The sequence below is a fragment of the Vreelandella stevensii S18214 genome, assembly GCF_000275725.1.
GTDB classification, from domain to species: Bacteria; Pseudomonadota; Gammaproteobacteria; order Pseudomonadales; family Halomonadaceae; genus Vreelandella; species Vreelandella stevensii.
Genome location: NZ_AJTS01000035.1, coordinates 171492 through 195854, shown reverse-complemented (window position 1 = coordinate 195854; position 24363 = coordinate 171492). Strand labels below are relative to the sequence as shown.

Genomic DNA, 24363 nt, shown 5'->3' with positions numbered 1-24363 from the left:
ACACAAAGAGCCATGCCATGACCTCACACTCGGATGCAGTGACCGTTCATGACCGCTGGGTAGATACCCCCAGCGGTCGTCTGTTTACCCGCACCTGGCAGCCGCGCCATGCACGCTCGGCGGTGCCGATTCTGCTGTTTCACGACTCGCTTGGCTGTGTGGAACTATGGCGCAGCTTTCCCGCCGCCCTTTGCCAGGCCACGCAGCACCCAGTCGTTGCCTACGACCGTGCGGGCTTCGGGCGTTCTGACGCTCGATTGGCGAAACCGCCCCATACCTTCATCGAGGACGAATACCGTCAAGCGGTTGCAGCACTGCTGGAGGCGTTGGCAATCACCCACTTCATCGCCCTGGGGCACAGCGTAGGAGGCTGCATGGCCGTTCACTGTGCAGGCCAACAGCCGGAGCGTTGCCGAGGCTTGATCACGATCGCCGCGCAGGCGTTCAACGAACCGCGCACTCGTCAGGGTATCGAAGCGGCCAAGGAAGCGTTTCAACAGCCCGACCAGTTTGCCAGGCTAGCCAGGTACCATGGCGACAACGCGCGCTGGGTGCTCGATGCCTGGATCGACACATGGCTGCACCCCGACTTTGCAGAGTGGACGCTGGTGCCCGCACTCGAGCGCGTGCAGTGCCCGACCCTGGTACTGCACGGCGAGCGAGACGAATATGGTTCCCACCGCCAGCCAGAGCGCATTGCGCGCTACACCCACGGCCCAGCCCACTGTGACATCCTGCCAGGCGTCGGCCACGTTCCCCATCGTGAGGCAGAATCCACGGTAGTGGCCTTGATCGAGGAGTTTGTCGCCCGCCTGACGCTTGAAGTAAGCGTTACGAATGCGTGAGCGTTTTGATCACTAAATTTGCTTGCTAACTATTGTTGCTGCCTCTATCAGGGTCTTCTAGGCTGAATCGGTGATAACGCTAATGTTTAACTTTTTTGGTTCAAGCAAGGAGCACCGCATGAAAACTCAGGGACGATTACCTCTTTCCGTTGGCAAACTACCCCATTGGACGGCCGCATTTGCGCTGCTGGGCAGCGCGAGCGCCCTTCACGCTGATGTCCGGGCGGTCAATGAAGAAGTCGCCAGTGGCGTAGAAAGTGAAGAGACCCGCTTCACCATCACGCAGGTGTTGAGCGGGCTGGAGCATCCTTGGGCGGTGGCATGGCTGCCGGATGGACGGATGCTGGTGACGGAGCGTCCCGGACGCCTGCACCTGGTCGATGGCGACAGCGTGACCGAGCTGGGTAACTTGCCCAAGACGGACATCGACGAGGATGAGGAGTCTGCCACGGAGGGCGGCAATCAAGGCGGCTTGCTGGACGTGGCCGTGCATCCTGATTATGACGAGAATGGCTGGGTCTACTTTACCTTCTCCAGCCCTGGTGACCCCCGCGCCTTCAGTACCTACGAGCCGGATTACGGCACCGGCTTGGCGGTGGCCCGAGCGCGTATCGATGCGGACAGCGCCGAGTTGGTCGATCTCGAAACCCTCTATACCCAAGTGCCGCGCACCCATCCGGGCGCTCACTATGGCTCGCGCATCGCGTTTCCGGGCAACGGCGAGATCATTTTCCCCATCGGCGACCGCAACGTGCAGAACCTGCCGCAAGACCTGACCAACCCGGGCGGCAAGATGATCCGCCTGCTGGAAGAAGGGGGTGCCCATCCGGATAACCCCTTCATCGGGGTCGAGCCCGGCAACCTGCGTCCTGAAATCTACTCCTATGGCCACCGCAACAATCAGGGGCTCACCTTGCACCCTGAGACGGACGAACTATGGGCGGTAGACCATGGCCCGAACGGCGGCGACTTGCTCTACCGTGTCGAAGCGGGCGCCAACTACGGTTGGCCCATGGTGGCCTTCGGCACTGAGTATACGACCGATGCCCATATCGGTCTGGGCACCGAAGCGCCCGGTGTGACCGCACCCACCCACGTGTGGGAAGAGTCGATGGCGCCTTCCGGCATGGTGTTCTACACCGCTGATGACGTCAGTGAGTGGCAGAACAGCCTGTTCGTAGGGTCGCTCAAGCGTGAGCAGCTGCACCGGCTGGTGCTGGACGACAACAACGAAGTCACCCATGAAGAAGTATTGCTGGCGGACACGCTGGGCCGTATTCGCGATGTACGCCAGGGGCCGGACGGCTACCTCTACGTGCTGACCGACGAGGAAGATGGCGGCCTGTATCGCATCGAACCCGAATCCTGATACGGATAAGCTAAAACAGTGAAGAAGCACATGAAAGGCACCCTCGGGTGCCTTTCATGGTATGGAGCGAGTGCTTCAACGCGCTTTTTCTATCAGCATGCCGCAGGAGGGGGCCGCCCAGCGGTGATCGGCGGTAAACACCACATCGCAGACCACGGGTGCGTAGTGGTGGCGAATCTCTTGATCAATGCGTTGGCGCAGGGCGTCCTGCGTTTTCAAGGACAGGTTGGGCAGGTGCTCTGGCAGCACCACGTGCACGATCACGTACAGCAATCGACCTGGGCGTACCATCCGCACGCGAACCTCCTCGGTATCCACGTCTGCCAGGCCACGGGCCACCGCCTGGCGCACGGGGGCAGCAACGCTTTCCTCGGGTGTCTTGTTCAGTAGCTCGGCCAGCGCTTGTGAGGCCATGCGTACCGGCACGCCCAGGCAAAGCACCACAACGGCAATGACCAGTACCGAATCCACATACGGGAGCAGGGTTTGCCAACCCAGGTGGTCAAATACCAGAACCAGGCAAAAGGCAGCCAATACGGCGCCTGAAATCACGCTGTTGACCACCCAGTTGAGCTTGTCGGCGGCCACCAGCGGGCTGCTGACACGCTTTTGACTGCGGTGCATGACCCAGGCCGTCAAAGAGCACGCCGCGGTGGCAAACAGGGCATACAGAACCGCCAGCCCTGCTGAAATGGCGCGCCCCCCGGTCAGCAGTGCTGCCACCGCATCGACCAGGGCAAAGATGGAAACGCCCAGAATCAGCAAGCCTTTGCATAGATTAACCAATGACTCGAAGTAGCTGTAGCCGAACGGGTACGACTCGCTATCCGGACGGCTGGCGAGTTTACTGACCTTGATGGTCACCAGCGCTACGCTAAAGTAGATAAGGTTGAACAGGCCGTCCAACAGAATGGCTTGAGAATTCGAGGCCAGCGTGGCGATGATGCCTGCACAGCCGATCAAGAGGGCCATGAAGGCGGAAAAAGCCAGGGTCGAGGCTTCTGTTTTCATGAACTGATGGCTCCCATGCCTACCTAATCAAGAGGCTGGCAAGCATAGCAACAGGTTGGCCGGCAATGTCAGCGATTTCTTGCGGAATTGCCCGTACGCCCCCAGGGAAGGTGATACTCATGCAACATGCCCATGACGTGGCCTTTGATCTGCTCACCCCAGAAGATGCAATCGACTTGCTGCATTTCGAGCTAGCCGAGCGCGTCTGGTTCGAGCAGCATATCGAAGCGCGTCCAGAGCGCTTTTACACGCCGCAAGGCGTGGCTCAGCACATCGTCGAGTGTCTGGCGCTCCATGCTCAGCGGCGGATGAGCCCCTTGATCGTCCGTTGGCGCGGCAGGATCGTAGGCCGGGCCAATCTGCGTGATATCGACAACGGCCAAGCCCGCGTCGGGTATCGCATTGCGCAAGCGGCCTGCGGTCAGGGGCTTGCCCATAAAGCGCTCCACCGCCTGATCGAGGATGCCCGCTGCCTGTATGGCATCACCCGCCTGGAGGCCATCGTGGCGGAGGAGAACGCTGCCTCCAGGCGGGTGCTGGAGAAGGCGGGTTTCCGTGCGGAACAGCGTTTGACGGCTTACTCGACCGTATTGGGCAGCCCTCGGGATTGCCAGGTGTTTTGCCGCCGTTGGTGAAGCGTGTGGCTCACCTTACCCCTTTATCCACACCTCCTCCCCCTGGAAGCGTACCTGCCAGGTACGCAGCCTGATGGTGTCATCTTCCACGCACAGGCCATCCTCCAGGCGGAAGTGCTGTTTATACAGCGGGGAGGCCACGACGGGCTTGCCCTGCAGGTCGCCGACGATACCTCGGGCGATGACATAGGCGCCTGAGAAGGGGTCGCGGTGGTCCAGGGCGTAGAGTTCGTGCTCGTGGCCGGGTACGTAGAAAAGCGCCACCTGGGCGGGGCCTTCCGGCGTGTCCAGCCAGGCGGCCACGCCTGAAAAAGCGACCAGGTCGGCCCTGGTGCACAATGGCTGCCAGGTATTCGCGCTGGCAGTGGTGCTTATATCAGTGCTGGTGTCTGTATTCGACATGGTGTCTGTACTGGACATTGTGTGCTGTGCAGTCGCGGTCATGGCGATTCTCGTGGCGGATGGGCGAAGTTATACGGGGCGCAGCTGGCCACGCTCGGAAGTCATGATGATCGACGGGTCGGGGCGCTGGTCGTTGACGAAACTGCGGAAGCGCTTGAGCTTTTCCGGGTCGCTGATGGCGTTGGCCCACTCGCACTGGTAGCTGTCCACCACGTGCTGCATCTGGCGCTCCAGCTCAGCACCGATGCCGAGGCTGTCTTCCAGAATCACGTCTTTCAGGTAGTCCAGCCCGCCCTCCAGGTTTTCACGCCATACCGACGTGCGCTGCAAGCGGTCGGCCGTGCGGACGTAGAACATCAGCAAGCGGTCGATGGTGCGGTAGAGCTGTTCGTCATCCAGGTCGGTGGCGAAGAGTTCCGCGTGGCGTGGGCGCATGCCGCCATTTCCGCACACGTAGAGGTTCCAGCCGTTCTCGGTGGCGATGATACCGATGTCCTTGCTCTGGGCTTCCGCACACTCCCGGGTGCAGCCGGAGACGCCGAACTTGATCTTGTGCGGCGCGCGCAGGCCCTTGTAGCGGTTCTCCAGCTGAATCGCCATGCCGACGCTGTCCTGAACGCCGTAGCGGCACCAGGTGCTGCCCACGCAAGACTTCACGGTGCGCAGGGATTTGCCGTACGCGTGGCCGGTCTCGAACCCTGCTTCGATCAGTTCACCCCAGATGGCGGGCAGGTCCTCCAGCCGGGCGCCGAACAGGTCGATACGCTGGCCGCCGGTGATTTTGGTGTAGAGCTGATATTTCTGGGCCACTTGACCCAATACCACCAGCTTGTCAGGCGTGATTTCCCCGCCCGCAATGCGTGGCACCACCGAGTAGGTGCCGTTTTTCTGCATATTGGCCATGAAGGTGTCGTTGGTGTCCTGCAGCGGCACGTGGGCGGCATCGGTGATCGGTTCGTTGAAGCAGGATGCGAGGATCGACGCCACGGCGGGTTTGCATATGTCGCAGCCCAACCCGTGGGTATCGGCGTTACCGTGCCTTGCCATCAGCTCGCTGAACGTCTTGATGCCTTCCACGCGCACGAGGTCGTAAAGCTCCTGGCGCGTGTGGGCGAAGTGTTCGCAGATCGAGGTGTCTACCTCGACACCGCGGGCGGTCAGCTCGTGGTCCACGACACTTTTCAGCAGGGAAGTGCAGCCGCCACAGCCCGTGCTGGCCTTGGTGGCCCCTTTCACGCTGGCCAGGTCGCTGGCACCCTCGTCGATGGCGCTGCAAATACGGCCTTTGGTGACGTTATGGCAAGAGCAGATCATCGCCGTTTCCGGCAGCGCATCCGGGCCAAGTACCGAGGCAGCGCCGCTTTGCTGAGGAAGAATCAGCGCAGCGGGCTCTTTGGGCAGCGGGATGCCGTTGGCGTAATACTGCAGCAGGGTGTCGTACACGCTGTTATCGCCTACCAGCATCGCCCCCAGCAGCTTCTTGCCATCGCTGCTGACCACCAGCTTGCGGTAGACCTGGGTGAGGGGGTCCAGATAGCGGAACATGCGGGCTCCCGGATTCTGGGTGCCGTGGGCATCGCCGATAGAGCCGACATCCACACCCAACAGCTTGAGCTTGGTGCTCATGTCGGCACCACCAAAGCAGGCGTCCCCGCCTGTCAGCGTCGAGACCGCCGTTTTGGCCATTTGGTAGCCCGGCGCCACGAGGCCAAAAATACTCTGGTTCCACAGCGCCACCTCACCAACGGCGAGAATGTTGGGGTCGCTGGTGCGGCACTGGTCATCGATCACCACGCCGCCGCGCTCCCCGATACGCAGGCCGCACTCACGGGCCAGCGTATCCTGGGGGCGAATACCGGCCGAGAAGACGATGAGGTCGGTTTCCAGCACCTTGTCATCCTGAAACACCATGCGCAGGCGGCTGGTGTCGCCGGGCTCGATGCGCTGCGTGGCCCGTTCGGTGAGTACCTGAACCCCCAGTGCCTCGATTTTTTCACGCAGTAGCTCGCCGCCTTCGCTATCGACCTGCATGGGCATCAGGCGGGGCGCAAACTCCACCACGGCGGTGTCCAGATTCAGGCCGCGCAGCGCGTTGGCGGCCTCCAGGCCCAGCAGGCCACCGCCCACCACCACGCCATTGGTGGCATCCTGGGCGGCGGCGCGAATGGCGTCCAGATCATCCAGGGTACGGTAGACCAGGCAGCCGGGCTGATCGTTGCCGGGAATGGGGGGGACGAAGGGAAATGAGCCGGTGGCCAGGATCAGCTGGTCATAAGGGTAGGCGCCCTGGGCGGTGCGCACCGTTTGTTGCTCGCGGTCAATGGCGTTGACGGCTTCGCCACTGCGCAAGGTAATGCCGTGAGTGGCGTAATAATCGGCGTCACACAGGGCCAGGGACTGCGCATCGCGGCCGCTGAAGTACTCGGAAAGGTGAACCCGGTCGTAGGCACGGTGGCGCTCTTCGCCAAAAATCGTCACCTCGAAAGTGGCCAGCGCACCGCTGTCGACGAGCTGCTCGACGACATGGTGACCGACCATGCCATTACCGACGATGATCAGTTTCTGTGGGGGATGTTGAGTAGACATGGCTAAGCCGCCTCGCGGTGTGAGAATGGGGAAGATGCGTGGGATGCCAGCACGGCCTGGGCATCGGCTGCGCCAAACAGCAGCAGATGGCGGCACGCAGTGAGATCGGTGGCGGCCAGCGCCTGTTCGAAGTACCAGGGCCCGTGCCGGGTATCACCGTATAGAATGGCGCCCTCCAGGCGTCCCTGATGCATCAGCAGGCGGCAGTAGTCGCCGTTTTCAGGATCCAGGTAGTGCAGCGTGTCGTGGTGTGGTTCCGCCTCTGTGGGCCCGAACGCGTAGAGCTGCACGCCGCTGACCTTCAGCTTGGTGGCCGTGGGGGCTTCTGCATAATGGGCTGGCGTTTCGCCGCACAGTACGGCGGCCAGAACCTCGACCTGCCGCCAGATCGGTTCCACCAGGCCGTACGTATGTTGTTCGAACTGGCAGCACTCGCCCAGCGCAAAGATGTGCGGGTCGGAAGTGGTCAAATGGCCATCGACGAGGATGGCCCGCTCGCAGGCCAGCCCCGCCTGCTGGCCAAGGGCGCTGTTGGGGCAAACCCCCGCTGCCATGATGACGTGATCGGCGGGCAGCTGGCGCCCGTCGGCCAGCGTTACGGCACAGACCTGGCCCTGGCCGTCATCTTGCAGGCCGGTTAGCGTCACGCCGGTATGAAAGGTCATACCCCGTTCCCGCAAGGTGGTTTCCAGCAATTTGGCGGCGGTGGTATCCAGTTGGCGGTTCATCAGCCGTTCACTGCGCTGCAGCAGGCTGACACGCAGTGCCGGGCCGCCGCGCTTGCGCAGGCCGTCGGCGGCTTCCAGGCCCAGCAGGCCGCCGCCCACCACCACCACGTGGCCACCGCGCTGGGCAATGGCTTCCAGGGTGGCCACGTCCTCGAGGGTGCGAAAACCATGCACGCCGCGCAGGGCGACCCCCGGCAGGTCGGGCATGGCCGAGCGGGAGCCGGTGGCTATCACCAGGCGGTCATAAGAGAGTGCATCCCCCGAGTGAGTGATGACCCGCTGACGTTGACGGTCGATCTGCGCAACGCGCTGGCCAAGGCGCAGGGTCACGCCTTGCCGGGCAAGGGCCTCTGGGTCTTGCAGGGTCAGGGCCTGCTGCTCCAGTTCACCGGCTAACCGAGGTGACAGCAGGATGCGGTTGTAGGCAGGCACCGGCTCCTCGCCGATCACGGTGATGCGTGTTGGGCGCGACGGGTGACGCAGCAGCGTTTCGACCAGTCGATGGCTGGCCATGCCGTTGCCAATGACCACCAGATGCGCGTTGGGTGTGCATCGAGAGACCGTTTCCATGGTGGCTCCTGTGAATAAAAAACGCCCCTGACACGACCTTCACGAGGAAGGGTATCAGGGGCGTCGTTGCCCATGGGCAGATTCAGTTACATGCCGCAACCGCCATTGGCTGCGCGATGTAAACTCGTATGGCTAGCAGCAGCAAAAAATCGGCCAGCCGATGGCTGGAGAAGTATAGTTTTTTAAAATCAACTGCTTGACGTCATCAATAGCGGCCCCATTAGCCGTGATATGGGCCATGGCTGCACTGGTTTGGTGCCTTGTGGAGTGATTCTGCACCAGCGAAAGGCTCGCTGGCGTGTTGTGGAGGCGCAGGATGTGAGAGGCGGTTTCTTTAGGTTTATGTTTTTGCTGATATTTATGAGTTTTTTGGAATATAGGGCCAATACTTGCAGTACTCCAGGTAACAACCAACAACGGCTCATTGCAGCACATTTGCCCATAATCAGCACAATGACTAATCGCGTCGAATAACGCTAAACGCAGCAAACCACTGATGAGTACGGCACGTGACGTGCCCCTGTGACAACGGCGTCCAGGCAAGCCTCTTGAGAGAGGCTGGCTTGGGCGCTTTTTGCTTTTTAGCGCGGGAGGAAATGCCATGCCAACGACCGCTCAGGTCAACACCACCTGCCCCTACTGTGGCGTGGGCTGCGGAGTGACGGCTACTCTGGAAAACGGCTGCGTTGCAGCGGTAGAAGGGGATCGCGGGCACCCTGCCAACCATGGCCGGTTATGCGTCAAGGGCACGGCGCTGCATGAAACCCTGGGCCACCATGGGCGACTGCTGCGCCCTCGGGTCGATGGCCGTGAGGTGAGTTGGGAGCAGGCATTGACCGCCACGGCCGAGCGGCTGCAGGCCCAGCGAAGTGCCCATGGCAATGCCTGCGTGGCGGCCTACCTGTCAGGACAGCTGCTGACCGAAGACTACTATGTCGCCAACAAGCTGTTCAAAGGCTTCCTCGGCACCCCGCATCTGGATACCAACTCACGGCTATGCATGGCGTCGGCCGTGGCGGGCTACAAGCGTGCCTTCGGGGCGGATGCCGTGCCCTGCCAGTATGAAGACCTGGAAGAGGCCGAGCTGGTGGTGCTGGTGGGCTCCAATCTGGCCTGGAATCATCCTGTGCTGTATCAGCGTCTGAAAGTCGCCAAGGAGCGTAATCCACTGATGCGCGTGGTGGTGGTGGACCCGCGAGTCACGGACACCTGTGATATCGCCGATCTGTACCTGGGCATCGCGCCAGGCAGCGACGCCTTTCTGTTCAACGGGCTGCTGGCCTGGATGGCGGCCCAGCAGAAGCTGGACGACATCTATTTGCAGCGGCACACCGAAGGGATCGAGCAGGCGCTGGCCGCTGCCCAGCAGAGCGCCGGTAGCCTGCAAGCGGTCGCGAAGGCCTGCGACGTCGATGAAGAGCGGCTGGAGACCTTCTACTACTGGTTTGCCAGCCAGCTGCATGTGGTCACTCTCTACTCTCAGGGCGTCAATCAATCCTCCAGTGGTACCGACAAGTGCAATGCGATCATCAATTGCCACCTGGCGGGCGGCAAGATTGGCCTGCCGGGGGCCGGGCCCTTTTCGATCACGGGCCAGCCCAATGCCATGGGCGGGCGCGAAGTGGGCGGGTTGGCGAACCAGCTGGCGGCGCACATGGATTATCACACGCCCGGGGCACGCCAGCGTGTCAGCCGCTTCTGGTCCACGGAGCACCTGTCAGCCTCGTTGCCTGACGGGCCGGGCCACAAGGCGGTGGAGCTGTTCGAGGCCATCGAGCGTGGCGAAGTCACGGCGCTGTGGGTCATGGCTACCAACCCGGCAGTGAGTCTGCCGAACGGTGAACAGGTGCGTCGCGCCCTGGCCAAGTGCCCGCTGGTCATCGTTTCGGAGTGTGTGGCCCATACCGACCTGCTGCCCTTTGCCGATATCGTGCTGCCCGCGTCGGGTTGGTCGGAAAAGGATGGCACGGTCACCAACTCCGAGCGGCGCATTTCCCGCCAGCGGGGAATGCTGCCTCCGCCGGGCGAGGCTCAACACGACTGGTGGATCATCTGCGAGGTAGCCAAGCGGTTGGGGTTCGCAGAAGCGTTCGATTATGCCCATCCCTGGGAAATCTTCGATGAGCATGCGCGGCTTTCCGGCTATGAAAATAGCGGTGCCTCTGCGCGGCTGTTCGACATCTCAGGCCTGAGCGGCCTGGGCCTTGCGGCGTATGATGCGCTGGCCCCCATTCAGTGGCCGGTCACTCGGCAAGCGCCCCGCGGCACCCCGCGGCTGTTCGTGGATGGCCAGTTTGCCACGCCCAACGGTCGTGCACGGCTGCTGCCGATCGATCCACGTTTGCCCCAGCAGGCGCTTTGCGAGCGCTACCCGCTGCGCCTCAACACTGGCCGTGTGCGCGACCAGTGGCACACCATGACCCGCACGGCCCGTGCGCCTCGCTTGATGAACCATCGCGCCGAACCCTTCATCGAGCTGCATCCCGAGGACGCTGCCGAGCATGGGCTCGAAGCGCAGTCGCTGGCTCAGTTGAGCGCGGCCACGGGGGAGTACCGGGGGCGTGTGCGCCTTGCCCACGGGCAGCGGCGGGGGGAGGTGTTCGTGCCCATGCACTGGACCGATTGCTTTACGGGCTTGGGGCGCAGTGGCGCCTTGCTGCAAGGCATCACCGACCCGGTCTCGGGCCAGCCAGAATCCAAGCAGGGCGCTGTGGCCCTGCGTCGGTTACCCATCGCCTGGCAGGCCACCTTGCTGGTGGCCCAGGCAGACGAGTCGCCCGCGTGGTGCGACAGCGATTATTGGGCGCGTATTCCCTTGCCAGGCTGTACGCGCTGGCAACTGGCGGGCTGCCAGCCGAGGGAGGATTGGCTGGCCACGCTCGCCAACTGGTGTGGAACCCCGGCCTCGCTATGGTGTGAAGACGCCGCCACCGGGCGCTTGCGAGCGGCCAGCGTGATCGACGGGCAACTGCGCTGGTGGCTGATGGTCGGGCCGCCTGACGAGCTGCCAGGGCTTGCCTGGTTGGCTGAACGGTTCACCGATGCGGCCCTCTCCAACGCTCAGCGGCGACGCCTGCTGGCCGGTTGTGACGATGGCGCAGCGGATGCTGGCCCAGTGGTGTGCAGCTGCCATCAGGTGGGGCAGGCCAGCATCATCAAGGCTATTCATCAAGGGGATACCAGCCTCGAGGCGCTGGGCGCACGGCTGGCTTGTGGCACCCAGTGCGGGAGTTGTATCCCTGAATTAAACGCGTTACTCGAACAGGAGCGGCCGAATGCGCACACTCGCCAAGCAGTTAATCCAGAAATGGCCTGAGGCCCTCATGCGTTTTGGCCTGCGGGCCTTGGCGCCGCTGCAAGACGACGCGACGACGAACGTTCGCTTGCCGCTCAGCGGCGAGTGCCGGGCAGGTACGGTCTACCTGGTGGGCGCTGGCAGCGGGGACGTCGAGCTGTTGACGCTGAAGGCGGCACGGTTATTGATGCAGGCCGATGCCGTGGTCTACGACCGCCTGGTCGGAGATGACGTACTGGCGCTGATTCCCCCCGGCACCGAGCGCTACTACGTCGGGAAAGCCCGAGGCCACCACAGCGTGCCACAGGCCGACATCGGTCATTTGCTGGTGTCACTGGCCCAAGCGGGCAAGTCGGTGGTGCGCCTGAAAGGCGGTGACCCGGGCGTGTTCGGGCGCATGGGCGAAGAGCTGGCAGCGCTGGCGCAAGCCGCGTTACCGGCACACATCGTACCGGGTATTACCGCCGCGTCGGCAGCCGCGGCGGGGATGGGGATTCCTTTGACCGACCGCAGCCATGCCCAGCAACTGCGCTTCATTACCGCGCGGCTGTGCCGAGAAGGCGGCACCCCGGACTGGGCAGCGTTGGCCCGACAGGATGAGACGCTGGTGTTCTATATGGGGTTATCCAAAGTGGAGGCCATTTGCCATGGCTTGCGCCAGGCAGGACTGCCAGACACCTGGCCCATCATGCTGGTTGCCAATGCCAGCCAGCCCGACCAGCAATCGCTGACCGGCACCCTGGCGAGCATGCCAGATCAATTGAGGGACCAGCCGCTGCCATCGCCTTGCCTGATCATGGTCGGCAGCGTGGTCAGCATGGTGGCCCACAGCCCTGCGGCCCGGGGGGCGACGTTGGCGCGCTGACGCTTTCTCGTTGATGCTTTGGCTGGCGTTCACTGGGGGGAGCTGCAATCATGAGCCACGCTTATGAGGCAGGGAGCCACTCTTGAAACGCCGTACTCGACTCGTTTTCTATACCAGCTGCGTAGTAGCCGCTCTCTTCATGGTGGGCAGCGTGCTGTATCACAATGCCCAGCCGTCACCCAAACGGCTGCTGGAGCCCGTGTCGGTAGGCATGGGCACGCAGGACGAGGCGTTCATGCGCACCATGGGGTTGCTGCTGGAGCAGCCGCTGGTGTCGGGTAACCGCATCGACCCCTTCACCGATGGCGAAGCCATTTATGACGCCATGCTGGCAGCCATCGCGTCCGCCGAGAGCAGCATTACCTTCGAAACCTATGAGTTTTGGGGCGCAACGGCCGCCGATCCCTTCGTGGAAGCGCTGTCGGCCGCTGCCGAGCGCGGCGTGGCGGTGCATGCACTGATCGATTACGTAGGCTCGGTACCTGCAGCTCAGGACAAGTTCGAGCGCCTGGAAGCCGCCGGGGTCGATGTGATTCGCTGGCGCAAGCCCGCCTGGTACGAGTTGAGCCGTTTCAATCACCGTACCCACCGCAAGCTGCTGGTGGTGGACGGCCACACGGGTTTCATTGGCGGGGCCAACGTGACGGACAGCTGGCTGCCGGAAGGCGACGACGTCGGCTATCGGGATCACCATTTTCGCGTTCGAGGGCCCGTGGTCGGCAATATGCAGGCGGCCTTCGTGGATACCTGGCTGGATGCCAGTGGACGGCTGCTATTGGGGGAGCGCTACTTTCCCGAGCTGAGTGAAGAGGGCGATGTAACGGCACAAATGGTGACCAGTACCCCCCTGGAGGGGCGTCACCGCATGCGCAAGATGTTGATGCTGGTCATCGCCTCGGCCCAAGAGCATATCACTCTCGGGTCGGCCTACTTTTACCCGGATGAACAGTTTCTCCAGGCGCTGATCGAGGCACGGGAGCGGGGCGTGGAGATCACCATTCTGGTACCCGGTGACAGCATCGATAAAGGCTTCGTGCGCCACGCTTCGGTGAATCGCTGGCGGCCCATGCTGGAAGCGGGTGTGGCATTCTACGAATATCAGCCTGCCATGTATCACGCCAAGCTGATCAGTGTCGACGATCGCTTTGCCAGCATTGGGTCGACCAACCTCGACAATCGTTCGTTCAGAATCAACCAGGAAGGCAATCTCAACGTCTACGATGAGGAATTTGCCCGGTATGTGCGCCTGTTGGTGGAAGAGGATCTGCAGCAGGCGGAGCGCTACGACCTCGAACGCTGGGAGAATCGCCCCTGGCGTAAACGGGTGGCCGGATGGCTCAGCATGTTGGTGGGGGCGCATCTTTAAAGCCATGACGGCGTCAGGCTGCGAGGGAACCAACACGTTGCCTGGCTGTCCAGTAAAATGTCAGCCAACGTCGGCACGCAGTGAGGAAACGTATGAAAAAGCGACACGGTATCAAGGACAATGCCTTGAAAGCACAGCTACGAACACCCATGTTCAAGTTGCAGCAACAAACGCCCAGGAAGGGCAAGGGCAGTTACTCGCGCAAAGGGCGAAACCCGTTGAATCAATCAATCGACAGAGGGCATCGCCAAGCCGCTTGAAACAGGCTGCTCGGCGATGCTTTCCCCAAGCATCGTTACTGCACACGCTGAGGCGTGTCCGCAGACTCTCATCAGCTTCGCCGACCCGGGCACCTTGCGGTGTCGGTCGGCTTTTTTAATTGGCTACTTTTTTAATTGACCACCTTCTCTACGGGTGCCATATGGCAGATCTCCAGGCGATAGCCTGACTGGTAGATACTGCGCAACCGAAGCCCGTGCCGCCCATCCAGCTCCAGCTTGCGACGCAAACGGCTGACATGGGTATCCACCGTGCGGGTCGAGACATCCCCTTTGATACCCCATACCAGTTCGAGTAGATGTGCACGGCTCAGCAACTCGCCGACTTTGGAGAAAAACAGCGTCGCCAGACGGTACTCCCTTTCAGTGAGTTCCACCGGTTGTCCATCGACACTGATCGTATGCTCGACGTTATTGATATTGAAAGCATCAGGGCAGTTGGTAGATGGGTGTAGCGTCTCGTATCCGGCGCGCCGACCCAACGCGCTAACGCGGGCAAGAAACTCCTTTGGGCGTAGCGGCTTGGCCAGAAAGTCGTCGGCTCCTTGTTCCAGCGCCTTCACCACGTCGTCCTCTCCCTGGCTGGCAGTGATGAATAGAATCGGCCCACGCCAACCATCGTTCTGGCGCAGGTGGCCCACCACATCCATGCCGCAGCCATCCGGCAGGCGCCAGTCGATGATCAAAAAATCGAAGCGCTTCTCTTGCGTGGCGCGCCTCAATTCACTAGCCCTGCCGAACAGCGACACCTCATGGTCGGCAGAGAGCAGGCACTGTTCAATAAATGCTTGTTGGTCAAGATCGTCTTCAAGCACACCGATATGCATAGTGAGTTACCTATTTTTATCGTGTGATACATCTCACACCGCCTGGAAGAACTGCTCATTCGTTAATTCTAGTTGAGGTTGGTCGAGTGACACAAAGGTTTACAGTTAACGCTTAAGTCTCAGCGCTATACTCCGCTTATTCTTCAGGAGGAGCTGGAATGGCCAATAAACTGATTCATAAAGCGTTTGTAGTGTTGGCGGGCGTATTTGTCTTTACCAGTGCCCAGGCGCTGGAGGCTCCCACGGGGCAAGTGGTGCTGGAGGTGGCGGGTAAGCTTGACCATACCAATGCAGGGGATGAAGCCCACTTTGACCGCGCCATGCTGGAAGCGCTGGCACAGCGCACGACGCGTACCAGTACGCCCTGGCACGATGGTGTGGTCAGCTTCGAGGGGCCGTTGGGGCGTACGCTTCTGGAAGCGGTCGGTGCCCAAGGGGAGCAGATGAAGGTCATCGCACTCAACGACTATGCATCCATGATTCCCGTCAGTGATTTTCAGGAGTATGACGTGATTCTGGCCATGAGCGCCGACGGTAACCCGCTGCGGATCCGTGATCACGGGCCCTTGTTCGTCATCTACCCCTTCGACGAAACCCCGTCACTGCTGAACGAAGAAATCCTGACCCGCTCGGTCTGGCAGGTGAAGCGCATCGAAATCGAGTAACCCGCCGCTTAGCGAGGTGCAACAGCTCGCCATGCGGTAACCTCGCCGGGTAAACGCCATGTTAGCCACTTTCAAGCACTACTTTTCTAAACGCGTCAGGGTGGCCACGTTCTCGGCCATCCTGTTTTTTCTGTCTGCCATTATTACGGGTGGCGTCATCTTTCAGCGTCAGCACGCGATCGAGAACCGTTTGCTGGAAAATCTGGTGTGGACGGGCTACCAGTTCGACCGTGAAGTTCGCGAACTGCATATGGCGTTGGTAGACGTGCAGATTGGCAGTGCCAGCGTGGACGACCTGCTCCAGAGGTTCGAGATTCTCTATAGCCGCAAGCGTCTATTTCAGCAGGGAGAAATCAATCTGGCAGTGTCCAGGATCGACAGCGTCAATAACAGCGTATTTCAGGCGGCGGCGCTGGTAGATGTGCTGGATGAGTTATTGGAACCTTTGTGGGAACAGCCAGAAGCGCTACATCCTGCCTTGATAGCCGAGTTGATTAGCATGACTCAGCAACTACAGGGTTTTACCGGTACGGTCTTGATCGAAACCAATGCTAGCGTGGCTCGCATGCGCACCGACGAGCGGCAAACAATGACTCAGCTGTATGGGTTGGCGCTCTTGCTGTTGCTGTCGCTGATGTTTTCCGGCGGCATGCTGGTGCGTGCGCTATTACGGGAGAGTCGCTCCAGCTTACGCAAGGCCCAGGCACTCGAGGTGAAAAGCCAACAGCTCAAGGAGACTGCTCGTCGGGCTGAAATTGCCAGCCAGGCGAAGTCCGAGTTCATGGCCGTCATGAGTCATGAAATTCGTACCCCGCTCAACGGCGTGGTCGGCATGGCCGACTTGCTCGGTGATGAGGTGCACTCCCCCAAAGGGCAGGCGTACGTCGCGGCCTTGAAGCGCAGCGCCGACAGTCTACGCAGCGTCATTAATGACATTCTGGATTACACCAAGATAGAAAGCGGCCGTCTGGATCTGGACAACCGCCCCTTTGATGTCCATGAGTGTATCGAATCGCTCTGCATGGGCTACGTTCTGCAAGAAACGAAGGAACGGGTGGCGTTCAGCTACTCCATCGACCCGGCGCTGCCACGATTCGTGGTGGGAGACATTGCCCGCTTACGCCAGATCATGATGAACCTGATCAATAACGCGCTGAAGTTCACGGAGAGTGGATACGTCAGATGCTCCGTGTCGCCACTGGAAAATGATCAGCTGCTGGTCGAAGTCCACGATAGTGGGTGTGGTATTTCTGCGTTGGATCAGGAGCGCCTGTTTGCGGCTTTCTCCCAGGTGGATACCTCCATAGCCCGCCGCCACGAAGGGACAGGGCTTGGGTTGGTCATTTGCAAACGGCTGGTTCAAGCCATGGGCGGCGATATTGGTGTGGAGAGCGAGGTGGGGGTCGGCAGCCGCTTCTGGTTTACCGTGTCCATGCCCGCCGCAGACAGCGACTGCCAATACGCCCATCCTGAGCAGTGTGCCAGGCCAAGCGCAGACCACCACGTCCTCATCGTCGAAGACAATCCGATCAATCAGACCGTGGCGCGCGTCATGCTGGAGCAGCTAGGGCAACGGGTCAGTATTGCCGATAATGGCCAGGCTGCGTTGGAGCAGCTGCAGGCAGAGTATGCTTCCATCGATCTGGTCCTCATGGACATGCAAATGCCGATTCTGGATGGTACGGAAACCACGCTGCGCTGGCGTAGCTTCGAGGCCGAACACCAGTTGCCGCATCTGCCGATCGTGGCCATGACCGCCAACGTCATGCCGGAACATCGCCAGCGCTGTTTCGAGAGTGGCATGGACGACATGATCAACAAGCCGTTCACCCGTGATGAGCTACAGCAGTTGATCAGTCGCTTCGTGACCGCAGGGAATGACCCACAAGGTTTCTTGTGCGCTCAGCCGTTGCCTGCTGAAGAAGCACCGTCTAGCGATGCCTCCGAGTCCGTGTTGGATGCGCATATCTGCAACGAGCTGAAGGAAGCCTTCGAACCTACGGCATTGGATGCGCTGCTTACCACTTTTTTGGCACGTCTGGAAGAGCGCTTGATTCGTTTGCGGGCATGCTGGCTGGCAGGGGATCATGATGCCCTGAAAAAAGAAGCCCACTCGCTGAAAGGTGCTGCCGCATCGTTAGGGTGCAAAGCCGTGGCGGGACAGGCCGCCAGGCTGGAGCAAGCCAGCGGTCAGGCGCCAGAGAGCATTGCCGCTCTGCTGTCGTCACTGGAGACCCAGAAGAGTCTTACGCGCAAGGCGCTCAACGAGCAGGGCCTGTGCCACCTCTCGGATTCATGATCTGGGTTAGGCGGCCCGTTTCCAGGTAGGGCCTAGGCCGCCAAATGCTGTGTCAGCCAAAGACTAAACGCATCGCCAGATAGCGGGCGAGAGATGAAATAGCCTTGTCCCACCGGGCAACCCGCTGCCGTCAAATACGCCTGCTGAGCGGCGTTCTCGATGCCCTCTGCCACGACGCTCATGCCGAGTTTCTCGCCTAATTCCACGATGGAGAGCGTGATGGTGCGCGCATGGGGCTCGCTATCGATCACGGACACGAAGCTGCGGTCTATTTTGAGTTCGTCGAAAGGTAGCCGATAGAGTTGTGTCAGCGATGAGTAGCCGGTGCCGAAATCATCCAGCGCGAGTTTGAACCCTCGGCTGCGTAACTCCTCCAGCACGTGGCGCGCATAGCCCAGGCACTCGACGCTCACCGATTCGGTGAGTTCCAGGGTCAGCCTGGGCATCGTGGCGGGGTAGTGAGCACAAAGCGCATCGAACGTCGACAGCATGTTCTCCGCCTTGAGAAATTCGGCGGGCACATTAACCGCCATGGTAAGATTCAGGCCTTGGGCATGCCAAGCGGCCTGCTGCGCCAGTGCCAAGGTCAACACGCTCCAGGTCAGTGGGACCATCAGGCCGCTTTTTTCGGCCAGAGGAATGAAACTGTCGGGGTAGACCATGCCGCGCACCGGGTCCTGCCAGCGAACCAGCGCTTCCGCCCCGATCACCTGGCCCGTGGCTAGCGATATCTTGGGTTGCAGCGCCAGGCAGATATGCTCGTGCTTGATGGCCATCGCCAGCTCCCCTGCCGAGGGCGGCTTGGGGGAGGCTTCGATCTGTTCGATGAAGTCGCCCAGGTGCGTCAGTAGCTTTGCTTTGGGAAGAAAACCAAGCATCTTCAATCCTTTGGCCTTTCCTTCGGCAAGTGCATGGGCGGCCGTCTCTGCCGAACAGCTGCTCAATAGCAAGATCGAGGCGCTCAAGCGCAGGTCGTACAGGTAATCCAGAATATCCAGCCCGGTAAACTCGCCGAGCCCAAAGTCCAGCACGATCAGGTTCACGTTCAAGAGTGAAGGGTTGCGGGCCAGCTCCCCAAGACTGCCCGCTGTGACAACCTCGAAACCGTGGCGGCTGAGCAGCATCTTGCCAAGCAGCTGTATATCTACATCGTCATCGATCACTAACGCGCTGGGCGGCATACAAAATCCTTTAAAGTGCGTGCTTCGCGTATGGGTAAATGTTATCGCGGCACGAACAAGCGCCTGGGTAGGCAAGGCTTAAGCGCCTTTGGGGCAGGGGAGCCCGGAGGCGCTGGGTAACAGACAGGTCATCAATTCCGGGCAAGTGCCCCTTTTAATCGAAGGTTAATGGCAGCATGGATCGACCGCCTGAATAACCATAGCCACAACATACGCAACGCACTGCCGAATATCGATAGTAGTAGGATGAATATCACTTTTTTTCACGTTTTTTCTGTGACTTCGGTTACCTCCATTGCGTATTGTGTGTGATCAAGCGTCGGGCGGAGCAGGATCATCGATACCCCTCTGCCTGGAGGTGGAACAGCGAGGCATATCGCCCCTTGTCGGCAAGCAGCGATTCGTGGGTGCCACGCTCGATGATGCGCCCCTGATCGATGACGATGATCTGCTCGGCGCTGCGCACGGTGGAAAAACGATGGGAAATCAGAATCGTCATTTTATTGCGGCTGTGTTCGCGAAAGCGCGCAAAGACATCGGCTTCGGCGGCGGCATCCATGGCGGCGGTAGGTTCGTCGAGCACCAGAATATCCGCCTCCTGGCGCATGTAGGCACGCGACAGCGCCACTTTTTGCCACTGCCCGCCCGAGAGCTCCTGGCCATTCTTGAACCAGCGCCCCAGCTGCGTCTGGTAGCCGTCGGGCATGCGCTGAATGAAAGGGTCGGCTAGCCCTTCCTCGGCAGCCTGCTGCCAGCGCTGTGCGTCATCGAAAGCCTGAATGTCGCCGACGCCCAGATTTTCGCCTACCGAGAGCTGATAGCGCACGAAATCCTGAAAAATAACGCCCACGCGGGCACGCAAGGCTTGGCTGTCCCAGTCGTTCAGGTCGCTACCGTCCAGCAGTATGCGCCCCTGGGTGGGCCGATACAGCCGGGTCAGCAGTTTGATCAAGGTGGTTTTGCCCGAGCCGTTTTCACCCACTAAAGCCAGGCTGCTACCGGGTGCCAGGTGCAGTGAAATATCGTGCAAGACTTCTCCGCCGCCTGGGTAGGCAAACGAGACCTGCTCGAAGCGCAGGCCATCACCTGGCTGAACCCCCTGCGTGAGGTGGCCTGACTCGCCTTCAGTCGGTTGTTCCAGATACTCGTAGAGATTCGAAAGGTAGAGGTTGTCTTCGTACATTCCGCTGATCGCCGTCAGGCTGGCCGATAAGGCTGATTGGCCCTGTTTGAAGACCATCAGGTACATGGTCATCTGCCCCAGCGTGAGCGCCCCGGCAATGGTCTCGACCACGACCCAGCCATAGGCGGCATAAAAGGTCAGCGTGCCCAGTAATCCCAGCACGAAACCCCAGCTCTCGCGGCGCAGCGTGAGCCGACGGTCTTCGGCAAAGAGCTGCTGAAAGATCGCCCGATAGCGCTGCAGGAACAGCGGCTCGAGACCAAACAGCTTGACCTCCTTGATGCTGTCCTCACGGGCCAGCACGGTTTCCAGGTACATCTGCATGCGCGTTTGTGGCGAGCGCCAACGAAACAGACGGAAGGCATCGCCGGAGAACTTGGCTTCGGAGATGAATACCGGCAGCGCCCCGGCCACCAGAATCAGCAGCGCCCAGGGCGAAAACTGCACCAGCAAGACCCCAAAGCTGACCAGTGAGATCGCATTCTGCAGCAGCCCGAAGGTTTTAGTGACCAGTGCCAACGGGCGTGTCGAGGCCTCTCGGCGAGCGCGGGTCAGCTTGTCGTAAAGCTCCGAGTCCTCGAACTGGCCCAGCGACAGTTTGCCCGCTTTTTCCAGAATCATGACGTTCACTTTCTGGCCCAGCAATGCACGAAGTAGCGCCTGCTGCGCCGAGAGGCCACGCTGAGCGAGCGCGATGAGGGCAATGATTGCGCCTTCCAGCGCCACCAGGCCCAGTACGGGGGTAATGGCTTCCCAAAGGCTCGGCGCCTCGGTGGCCTGGTAGGCTTCCATGGCCGCCAGCACGCCATCCACGATCAGTTGGCCAACGTAGGCCGCCACGGCCGGCAGTACCCCTGCCACCAGCGTACACAGCGCAAGCCCCAGCATCATCCAGCGTGACGTCTCCCATACCAGGCGCAGGGCATGCTGGCTGTAACGAAAGACGTTGAAAAACCCGCTTGATAGCGCGGGAGAGGAGGAGGGGGCAGGCTTCATGGAGACATCGCTGGGTGGCCAGAAGAAGAAACATCGGTGCCCATGATGCGTTGATTTGCCCGCAAGAGCCAGCCCGCCCTGGGAAGGGCGGGTGGGCAAGCAGCGCCAACGCGGAAATGCGTTAGAGCGGCAGCACGGCGCCGTCGGTACGAGGCTCTGTGCCCCCCTGAAGCACCCCGGTGTCCGGGTTGCGCAGGATGATCTGGCCACGGCCAAAGCTGAGTGAGTCAGCGACCTTGACGATGTGGTGCCCTCGTCGTGCCAGCGCCAGGGCCAGGTGGTTGGGGAAGTCGGCTTCGGCTTCGACGGTCTTGCCGGAGGTCCACTTCCAGCGCGGCATATCCAGCGCTGCCTGCGGGTTCAAGTGGTCTTCCAGCATGGCCGTGACGACCTGAACATGGCCCTGAGGCTGCATGTAGCCACCCATCACGCCAAACGGTCCTACCGCCTGATCACCCTTGGTGATGAACCCGGGAATGATGGTGTGATAGGTGCGCTTGCCCGGCGCCAGTGCATTGGCATGCTCGGGGTCCAGCGAGAAGGACCAGCCGCGGTTCTGCAGGCTGATCCCCGTACCCGGCACGACGATGCCAGACCCGAAGCCTTCAAAATTACTTTGAATGAAGGACACCATGTTGCCTTGATTATCAGCCGTTGCCAGATACACCGTGCCGCCTTTGATGGGATTACCGTGCACAGGGTCCAGAGCATCATGTCCAATCGTGGCAGCACGCTGCGACAAATACTCACGAGCAAGCATTTGCTCTACGCTTGGACGCATGCTCGAAGGCTCGGTGATATATGTCAGTCCGTCTACATAGCCAAGCTTGGTTGCTTCGATGCGTTGGTGCAGCGTTTCAATGGGATCATGGCGCTCATTGGAGAGCTGCTCCAGCATTCCCAGAGCTTGCAAGACGATCAAGCCGCTCCCATTGGGAGGAGTTTCCCAAATATCGTGCCCCTGATAACGAACACTGACAGGCGTGACCCACTCAGGCTCAAAAGCAGCCAAATCCTCTTTGCGCAAAAAACCACCATGCTGTTGCGCGAAGTCGTCCATGGCCTCTGCCAAGTGGCCTTGATAGAAGGCGTTAGCTCGAGAGCTGCCGATGGCCTTGAGCGTAGCGGCCATATCGGCTGATCGCCACACTTCACCGGCGTTGGGAGCTCGGCCATCCGCAGCAAAGTGATCGAACCACGGCTGGAATTCTGGGGATGAGTATTGGCGATACCGCAACACCGCGTTTTGCCAGAGCTGACTCACGGTAGGGGAGACAGCAAAACCCTCTTCCGCCAGTTTTACGGCAGGAGCTAGCAGTTGCTCGAACGGCAGGGTGCCGAACCGCTCCGAGAGCGCAGCCCATGCTCCTGGTGCTCCGGGCACCGTGACGGGCGTCAATCCATGGGCCGGCATGGCAGCGTGGCCAAGAGAGTTGACGGCATCGATTGTCAGCTTTTTTGGCGCAGGCCCGCTGGCATTCAAGCCGTGAAGTTCACCCTTGACCCACACCAGGGCAAAAGCATCACTGCCGATGCCGTTAGAGGTAGGTTCTACAACGGTCAAAGCAGCTGCGGTCGCAATGGCAGCATCAATGGCGTTGCCCCCTTGCTTCAATATGTCGACACCCACTTGGGCAGCCAGGCTTTGGGAAGTGGCCACCATGCCATTCTTCCCATAAGTGACCGTACGTCGCGAGGAGGAAGGGTAGTAGTGAGGATCTAGGTTCATGGTCGAGGTTCCTTTTTGTAAGAATGACATGTACGGATGTTAAGCGACGGCTTTACGCTGCTTTATGAGGCTGTAAACACTGTAAGCGATCGAGGCGACCGCTAGTGCAAGCAGTAAAGCGGATATGGGGCGTGTGAAAAATAGAGTCCAGTCAGTGCTGGTTTGAAAGGCATGCCTTAAATTCGTTTCGGCAATGGGGCCCAGCACAACACCTGGCACAAGAGGTGCAAGAGGGTAGTCCAGTTTTTTCAATATATATCCGACAATGCCAATGCAAGCCAATAGCTTCAGGCCGGCGAAGTGCCGCATGGAGTCAATCTCGTACAGAGCATCTTCCATCGCCGGATCGCTCAGGTTATATCTTCAGCCCAGAAAGAACCCTCCATAAACCAGTGCGCCGATGACAACGAACGCGGGGTGGGTGTTGAATCGCACGAGGGCGATGGCCGCGACGATACCGATGATCAGGGTGTGAACGATGCCGCTGCTGGCGGTGCTTTCCAGCAGGAAACTGAGCGTGAGCCACGCCATCATGATGGCAATGACCGGGCGTACCCACTGGCTCATACGTTTGACCCTGGGCGATTCACGGTGGCGGTAGAGCAGCCCCAGTGCCCCGATCATCAGCAGCAGGGAAGGAACCACCGTCGCGGCCACGGCAACGGCGGCGCCTCCCAAGCCGGCGACTTCATAGCCGATATAGCCCGCCATCTTGGTGGCGATAGGGCTGGGAAGCGCGTTCCCCAGGGCCAGGGTTTCGGCAAACCCCTGCGAACTCATCCAGCCGTAGCGGCCAACCACTTCTGCCTCGATGAGCGGGATGATGGCTGGCCCGCCACCGTAACCCACGATGTTGGGAATAAAGAACGCCAGAAACAGCTCCCAGTAGATCATGCGGCCTCCTTCGAGCGCGCTTGGCGGTTTGGCCGCAGCAGCGCTGCCAGCAGAATGGCGCCGATGACAAAGCCTGGGTGAACGCCAAGCCAGTAGATGACGCCACCCGCGACAACGGCCATGACAATACTGACCAGCCAGCCCAGCGCGGCGCGTGATTTATCGAAGAAATCCCAGGTGAGCTGGCCCATCATGACCATCACCACCGGGATCACGGCCTGCCCCATGCCCTGTATCCAGCCAATGTCGCGATAGCGACTGAAAGCACCCAGCATCACGACCATGGCGATCAGCATGGGCAACACCACCGCCAGCACGGAGAGCACGCACCCACTGATACCCGCCACGCGGTAGCCAATGTAGCCTGGCATTTTGGTGGCGATGGGCCCCGGCAGGGTATTGCCAATCGCCAGCACATCGGCAAACTCCTCGTCGGTGAGCCACTGATGGCGTGTCACGACTTCTGCATGCACCAGCGGTATCATGGAGGGGCCACCGCCAAAGCCAAAAATGCCCACCCTGAAAAAAGCCCAGAAGAGCGCGGTTTGTTTCATGTGTCGAACGCCTGTGTAAACGTCTTCGAGGACGGCGTGGCAAAGGCCGAAGCGGGGGTGAATGGCATGCGGATGACTCTTTGAT

The 24363-nt window shown here is 60.6% G+C and carries 21 protein-coding genes; 9 read left to right on the top strand and 12 right to left on the bottom strand.

Features of this window, described 5'->3' with window-relative positions:
- Nucleotides 1-17 precede the first annotated feature (17 nt).
- Nucleotides 18-845 (top strand): alpha/beta fold hydrolase, encoded by an 828-nt coding sequence (locus tag HSS18214_RS0107800; protein ID WP_016914733.1) that lies wholly within the window; start codon nucleotides 18-20, stop codon nucleotides 843-845.
- A 118-nt stretch (nucleotides 846-963) separates the two neighbouring features.
- A complete protein-coding gene (locus HSS18214_RS0107795) occupies nucleotides 964-2214 on the top strand; it encodes a PQQ-dependent sugar dehydrogenase (protein ID WP_016914732.1) in 1251 nt (416 codons plus the stop codon).
- 75 nt (nucleotides 2215-2289) lie between these two features.
- Here the strand turns inward: HSS18214_RS0107795 and HSS18214_RS0107790 are convergent, their stop codons facing one another.
- Entirely contained in the window at nucleotides 2290-3225 is a 936-nt protein-coding gene (locus HSS18214_RS0107790; RefSeq protein ID WP_016914731.1) for a cation diffusion facilitator family transporter, read from the bottom strand.
- A gap of 119 nt (nucleotides 3226-3344) precedes the next feature.
- On the opposite strand from HSS18214_RS0107790, the gene HSS18214_RS0107785 reads away from it, so the two are divergent.
- A complete protein-coding gene (locus HSS18214_RS0107785) occupies nucleotides 3345-3860 on the top strand; it encodes a GNAT family N-acetyltransferase (protein WP_016914730.1) in 516 nt (171 codons plus the stop codon).
- A 15-nt stretch (nucleotides 3861-3875) separates the two neighbouring features.
- On the opposite strand, the gene nirD is transcribed toward HSS18214_RS0107785, so the two are convergent.
- From nirD to HSS18214_RS19050, 4 genes are all read right to left on the bottom strand, one after another.
- Complete coding sequence (gene nirD, locus HSS18214_RS0107780; RefSeq protein ID WP_040460920.1) at nucleotides 3876-4262, bottom strand: nitrite reductase small subunit NirD; 387 nt, start codon at nucleotides 4260-4262, stop codon at nucleotides 3876-3878.
- A gap of 69 nt (nucleotides 4263-4331) precedes the next feature.
- Nucleotides 4332-6848, bottom strand: coding sequence for a nitrite reductase large subunit NirB (gene nirB, locus HSS18214_RS0107775; RefSeq protein WP_016914728.1), 2517 nt, complete (start codon nucleotides 6846-6848; stop codon nucleotides 4332-4334).
- 2 nt (nucleotides 6849-6850) lie between these two features.
- Nucleotides 6851-8146: an NAD(P)/FAD-dependent oxidoreductase gene (locus HSS18214_RS0107770; RefSeq protein WP_016914727.1), complete on the bottom strand. Its 1296-nt coding sequence runs from the start codon at nucleotides 8144-8146 to the stop codon at nucleotides 6851-6853.
- Between the two features lie 132 nt (nucleotides 8147-8278).
- A complete protein-coding gene (locus HSS18214_RS19050) occupies nucleotides 8279-8749 on the bottom strand; it encodes a hypothetical protein (protein ID WP_156808492.1) in 471 nt (156 codons plus the stop codon).
- Between HSS18214_RS19050 and HSS18214_RS0107765 the strand changes: the two genes are divergently transcribed.
- From HSS18214_RS0107765 to arfA, 4 genes are all read left to right on the top strand, one after another.
- On the top strand, nucleotides 8748-11462 hold the full coding sequence (locus tag HSS18214_RS0107765; protein ID WP_016914726.1) for a nitrate reductase: 2715 nt from the start codon (nucleotides 8748-8750) through the stop codon (nucleotides 11460-11462). The genes HSS18214_RS19050 and HSS18214_RS0107765 overlap by 2 nt on opposite strands.
- Nucleotides 11422-12306, top strand: a complete 885-nt coding sequence (cobA, locus tag HSS18214_RS0107760) for a uroporphyrinogen-III C-methyltransferase (RefSeq protein ID WP_016914725.1) — start codon at nucleotides 11422-11424, stop codon at nucleotides 12304-12306. Before HSS18214_RS0107765 ends, cobA begins: the two co-directional genes overlap by 41 nt.
- 82 nt (nucleotides 12307-12388) lie before the next feature.
- Entirely contained in the window at nucleotides 12389-13672 is a 1284-nt protein-coding gene (locus HSS18214_RS0107755) for a phospholipase D-like domain-containing protein (protein WP_016914724.1), read from the top strand.
- Between the two features lie 92 nt (nucleotides 13673-13764).
- Nucleotides 13765-13932 carry an alternative ribosome rescue factor ArfA gene (gene arfA / locus HSS18214_RS18675; protein ID WP_083844174.1) on the top strand — a complete coding sequence of 56 codons (168 nt, stop codon included), beginning with the start codon at nucleotides 13765-13767 and terminating at the stop codon, nucleotides 13930-13932.
- Between the two features lie 131 nt (nucleotides 13933-14063).
- Here the strand turns inward: arfA and HSS18214_RS0107750 are convergent, their stop codons facing one another.
- Nucleotides 14064-14777 carry a response regulator transcription factor gene (locus HSS18214_RS0107750; protein WP_016914723.1) on the bottom strand — a complete coding sequence of 238 codons (714 nt, stop codon included), beginning with the start codon at nucleotides 14775-14777 and terminating at the stop codon, nucleotides 14064-14066.
- A 158-nt stretch (nucleotides 14778-14935) separates the two neighbouring features.
- Here HSS18214_RS0107750 and HSS18214_RS0107745 point away from each other — a divergent pair, with 158 nt between their 5' ends.
- Together HSS18214_RS0107745 and HSS18214_RS0107740 are read left to right on the top strand one after the other, a co-directional pair.
- Complete coding sequence (locus HSS18214_RS0107745) at nucleotides 14936-15442, top strand: putative pterin-binding protein (RefSeq protein ID WP_016914722.1); 507 nt, start codon at nucleotides 14936-14938, stop codon at nucleotides 15440-15442.
- Nucleotides 15443-15500: 58 nt separating this feature from the next.
- Nucleotides 15501-17741 carry an ATP-binding protein gene (locus tag HSS18214_RS0107740; RefSeq protein ID WP_016914721.1) on the top strand — a complete coding sequence of 747 codons (2241 nt, stop codon included), beginning with the start codon at nucleotides 15501-15503 and terminating at the stop codon, nucleotides 17739-17741.
- A gap of 32 nt (nucleotides 17742-17773) precedes the next feature.
- On the opposite strand, the gene HSS18214_RS0107735 is transcribed toward HSS18214_RS0107740, so the two are convergent.
- The 6 genes from HSS18214_RS0107735 to HSS18214_RS0107710 all read right to left on the bottom strand — a co-directional run bounded on the left by HSS18214_RS0107735 (nucleotide 17774) and on the right by HSS18214_RS0107710 (nucleotide 24278).
- Nucleotides 17774-18922, bottom strand: coding sequence for a putative bifunctional diguanylate cyclase/phosphodiesterase (locus HSS18214_RS0107735; protein WP_016914720.1), 1149 nt, complete (start codon nucleotides 18920-18922; stop codon nucleotides 17774-17776).
- 334 nt (nucleotides 18923-19256) lie between these two features.
- Entirely contained in the window at nucleotides 19257-21101 is a 1845-nt protein-coding gene (locus HSS18214_RS0107730) for an ABC transporter ATP-binding protein (protein ID WP_016914719.1), read from the bottom strand.
- A 121-nt stretch (nucleotides 21102-21222) separates the two neighbouring features.
- On the bottom strand, nucleotides 21223-22830 hold the full coding sequence (locus HSS18214_RS0107725; protein WP_016914718.1) for a gamma-glutamyltransferase family protein: 1608 nt from the start codon (nucleotides 22828-22830) through the stop codon (nucleotides 21223-21225).
- 39 nt (nucleotides 22831-22869) lie between these two features.
- A complete protein-coding gene (locus tag HSS18214_RS0107720) occupies nucleotides 22870-23169 on the bottom strand; it encodes a hypothetical protein (RefSeq protein WP_016914717.1) in 300 nt (99 codons plus the stop codon).
- A gap of 24 nt (nucleotides 23170-23193) precedes the next feature.
- Nucleotides 23194-23724, bottom strand: coding sequence for a chromate transporter (locus HSS18214_RS0107715; protein WP_016914716.1), 531 nt, complete (start codon nucleotides 23722-23724; stop codon nucleotides 23194-23196).
- Nucleotides 23721-24278 carry a chromate transporter gene (locus HSS18214_RS0107710; RefSeq protein ID WP_016914715.1) on the bottom strand — a complete coding sequence of 186 codons (558 nt, stop codon included), beginning with the start codon at nucleotides 24276-24278 and terminating at the stop codon, nucleotides 23721-23723. Before HSS18214_RS0107710 ends, HSS18214_RS0107715 begins: the two co-directional genes overlap by 4 nt.
- Nucleotides 24279-24363 lie beyond the last annotated feature (85 nt).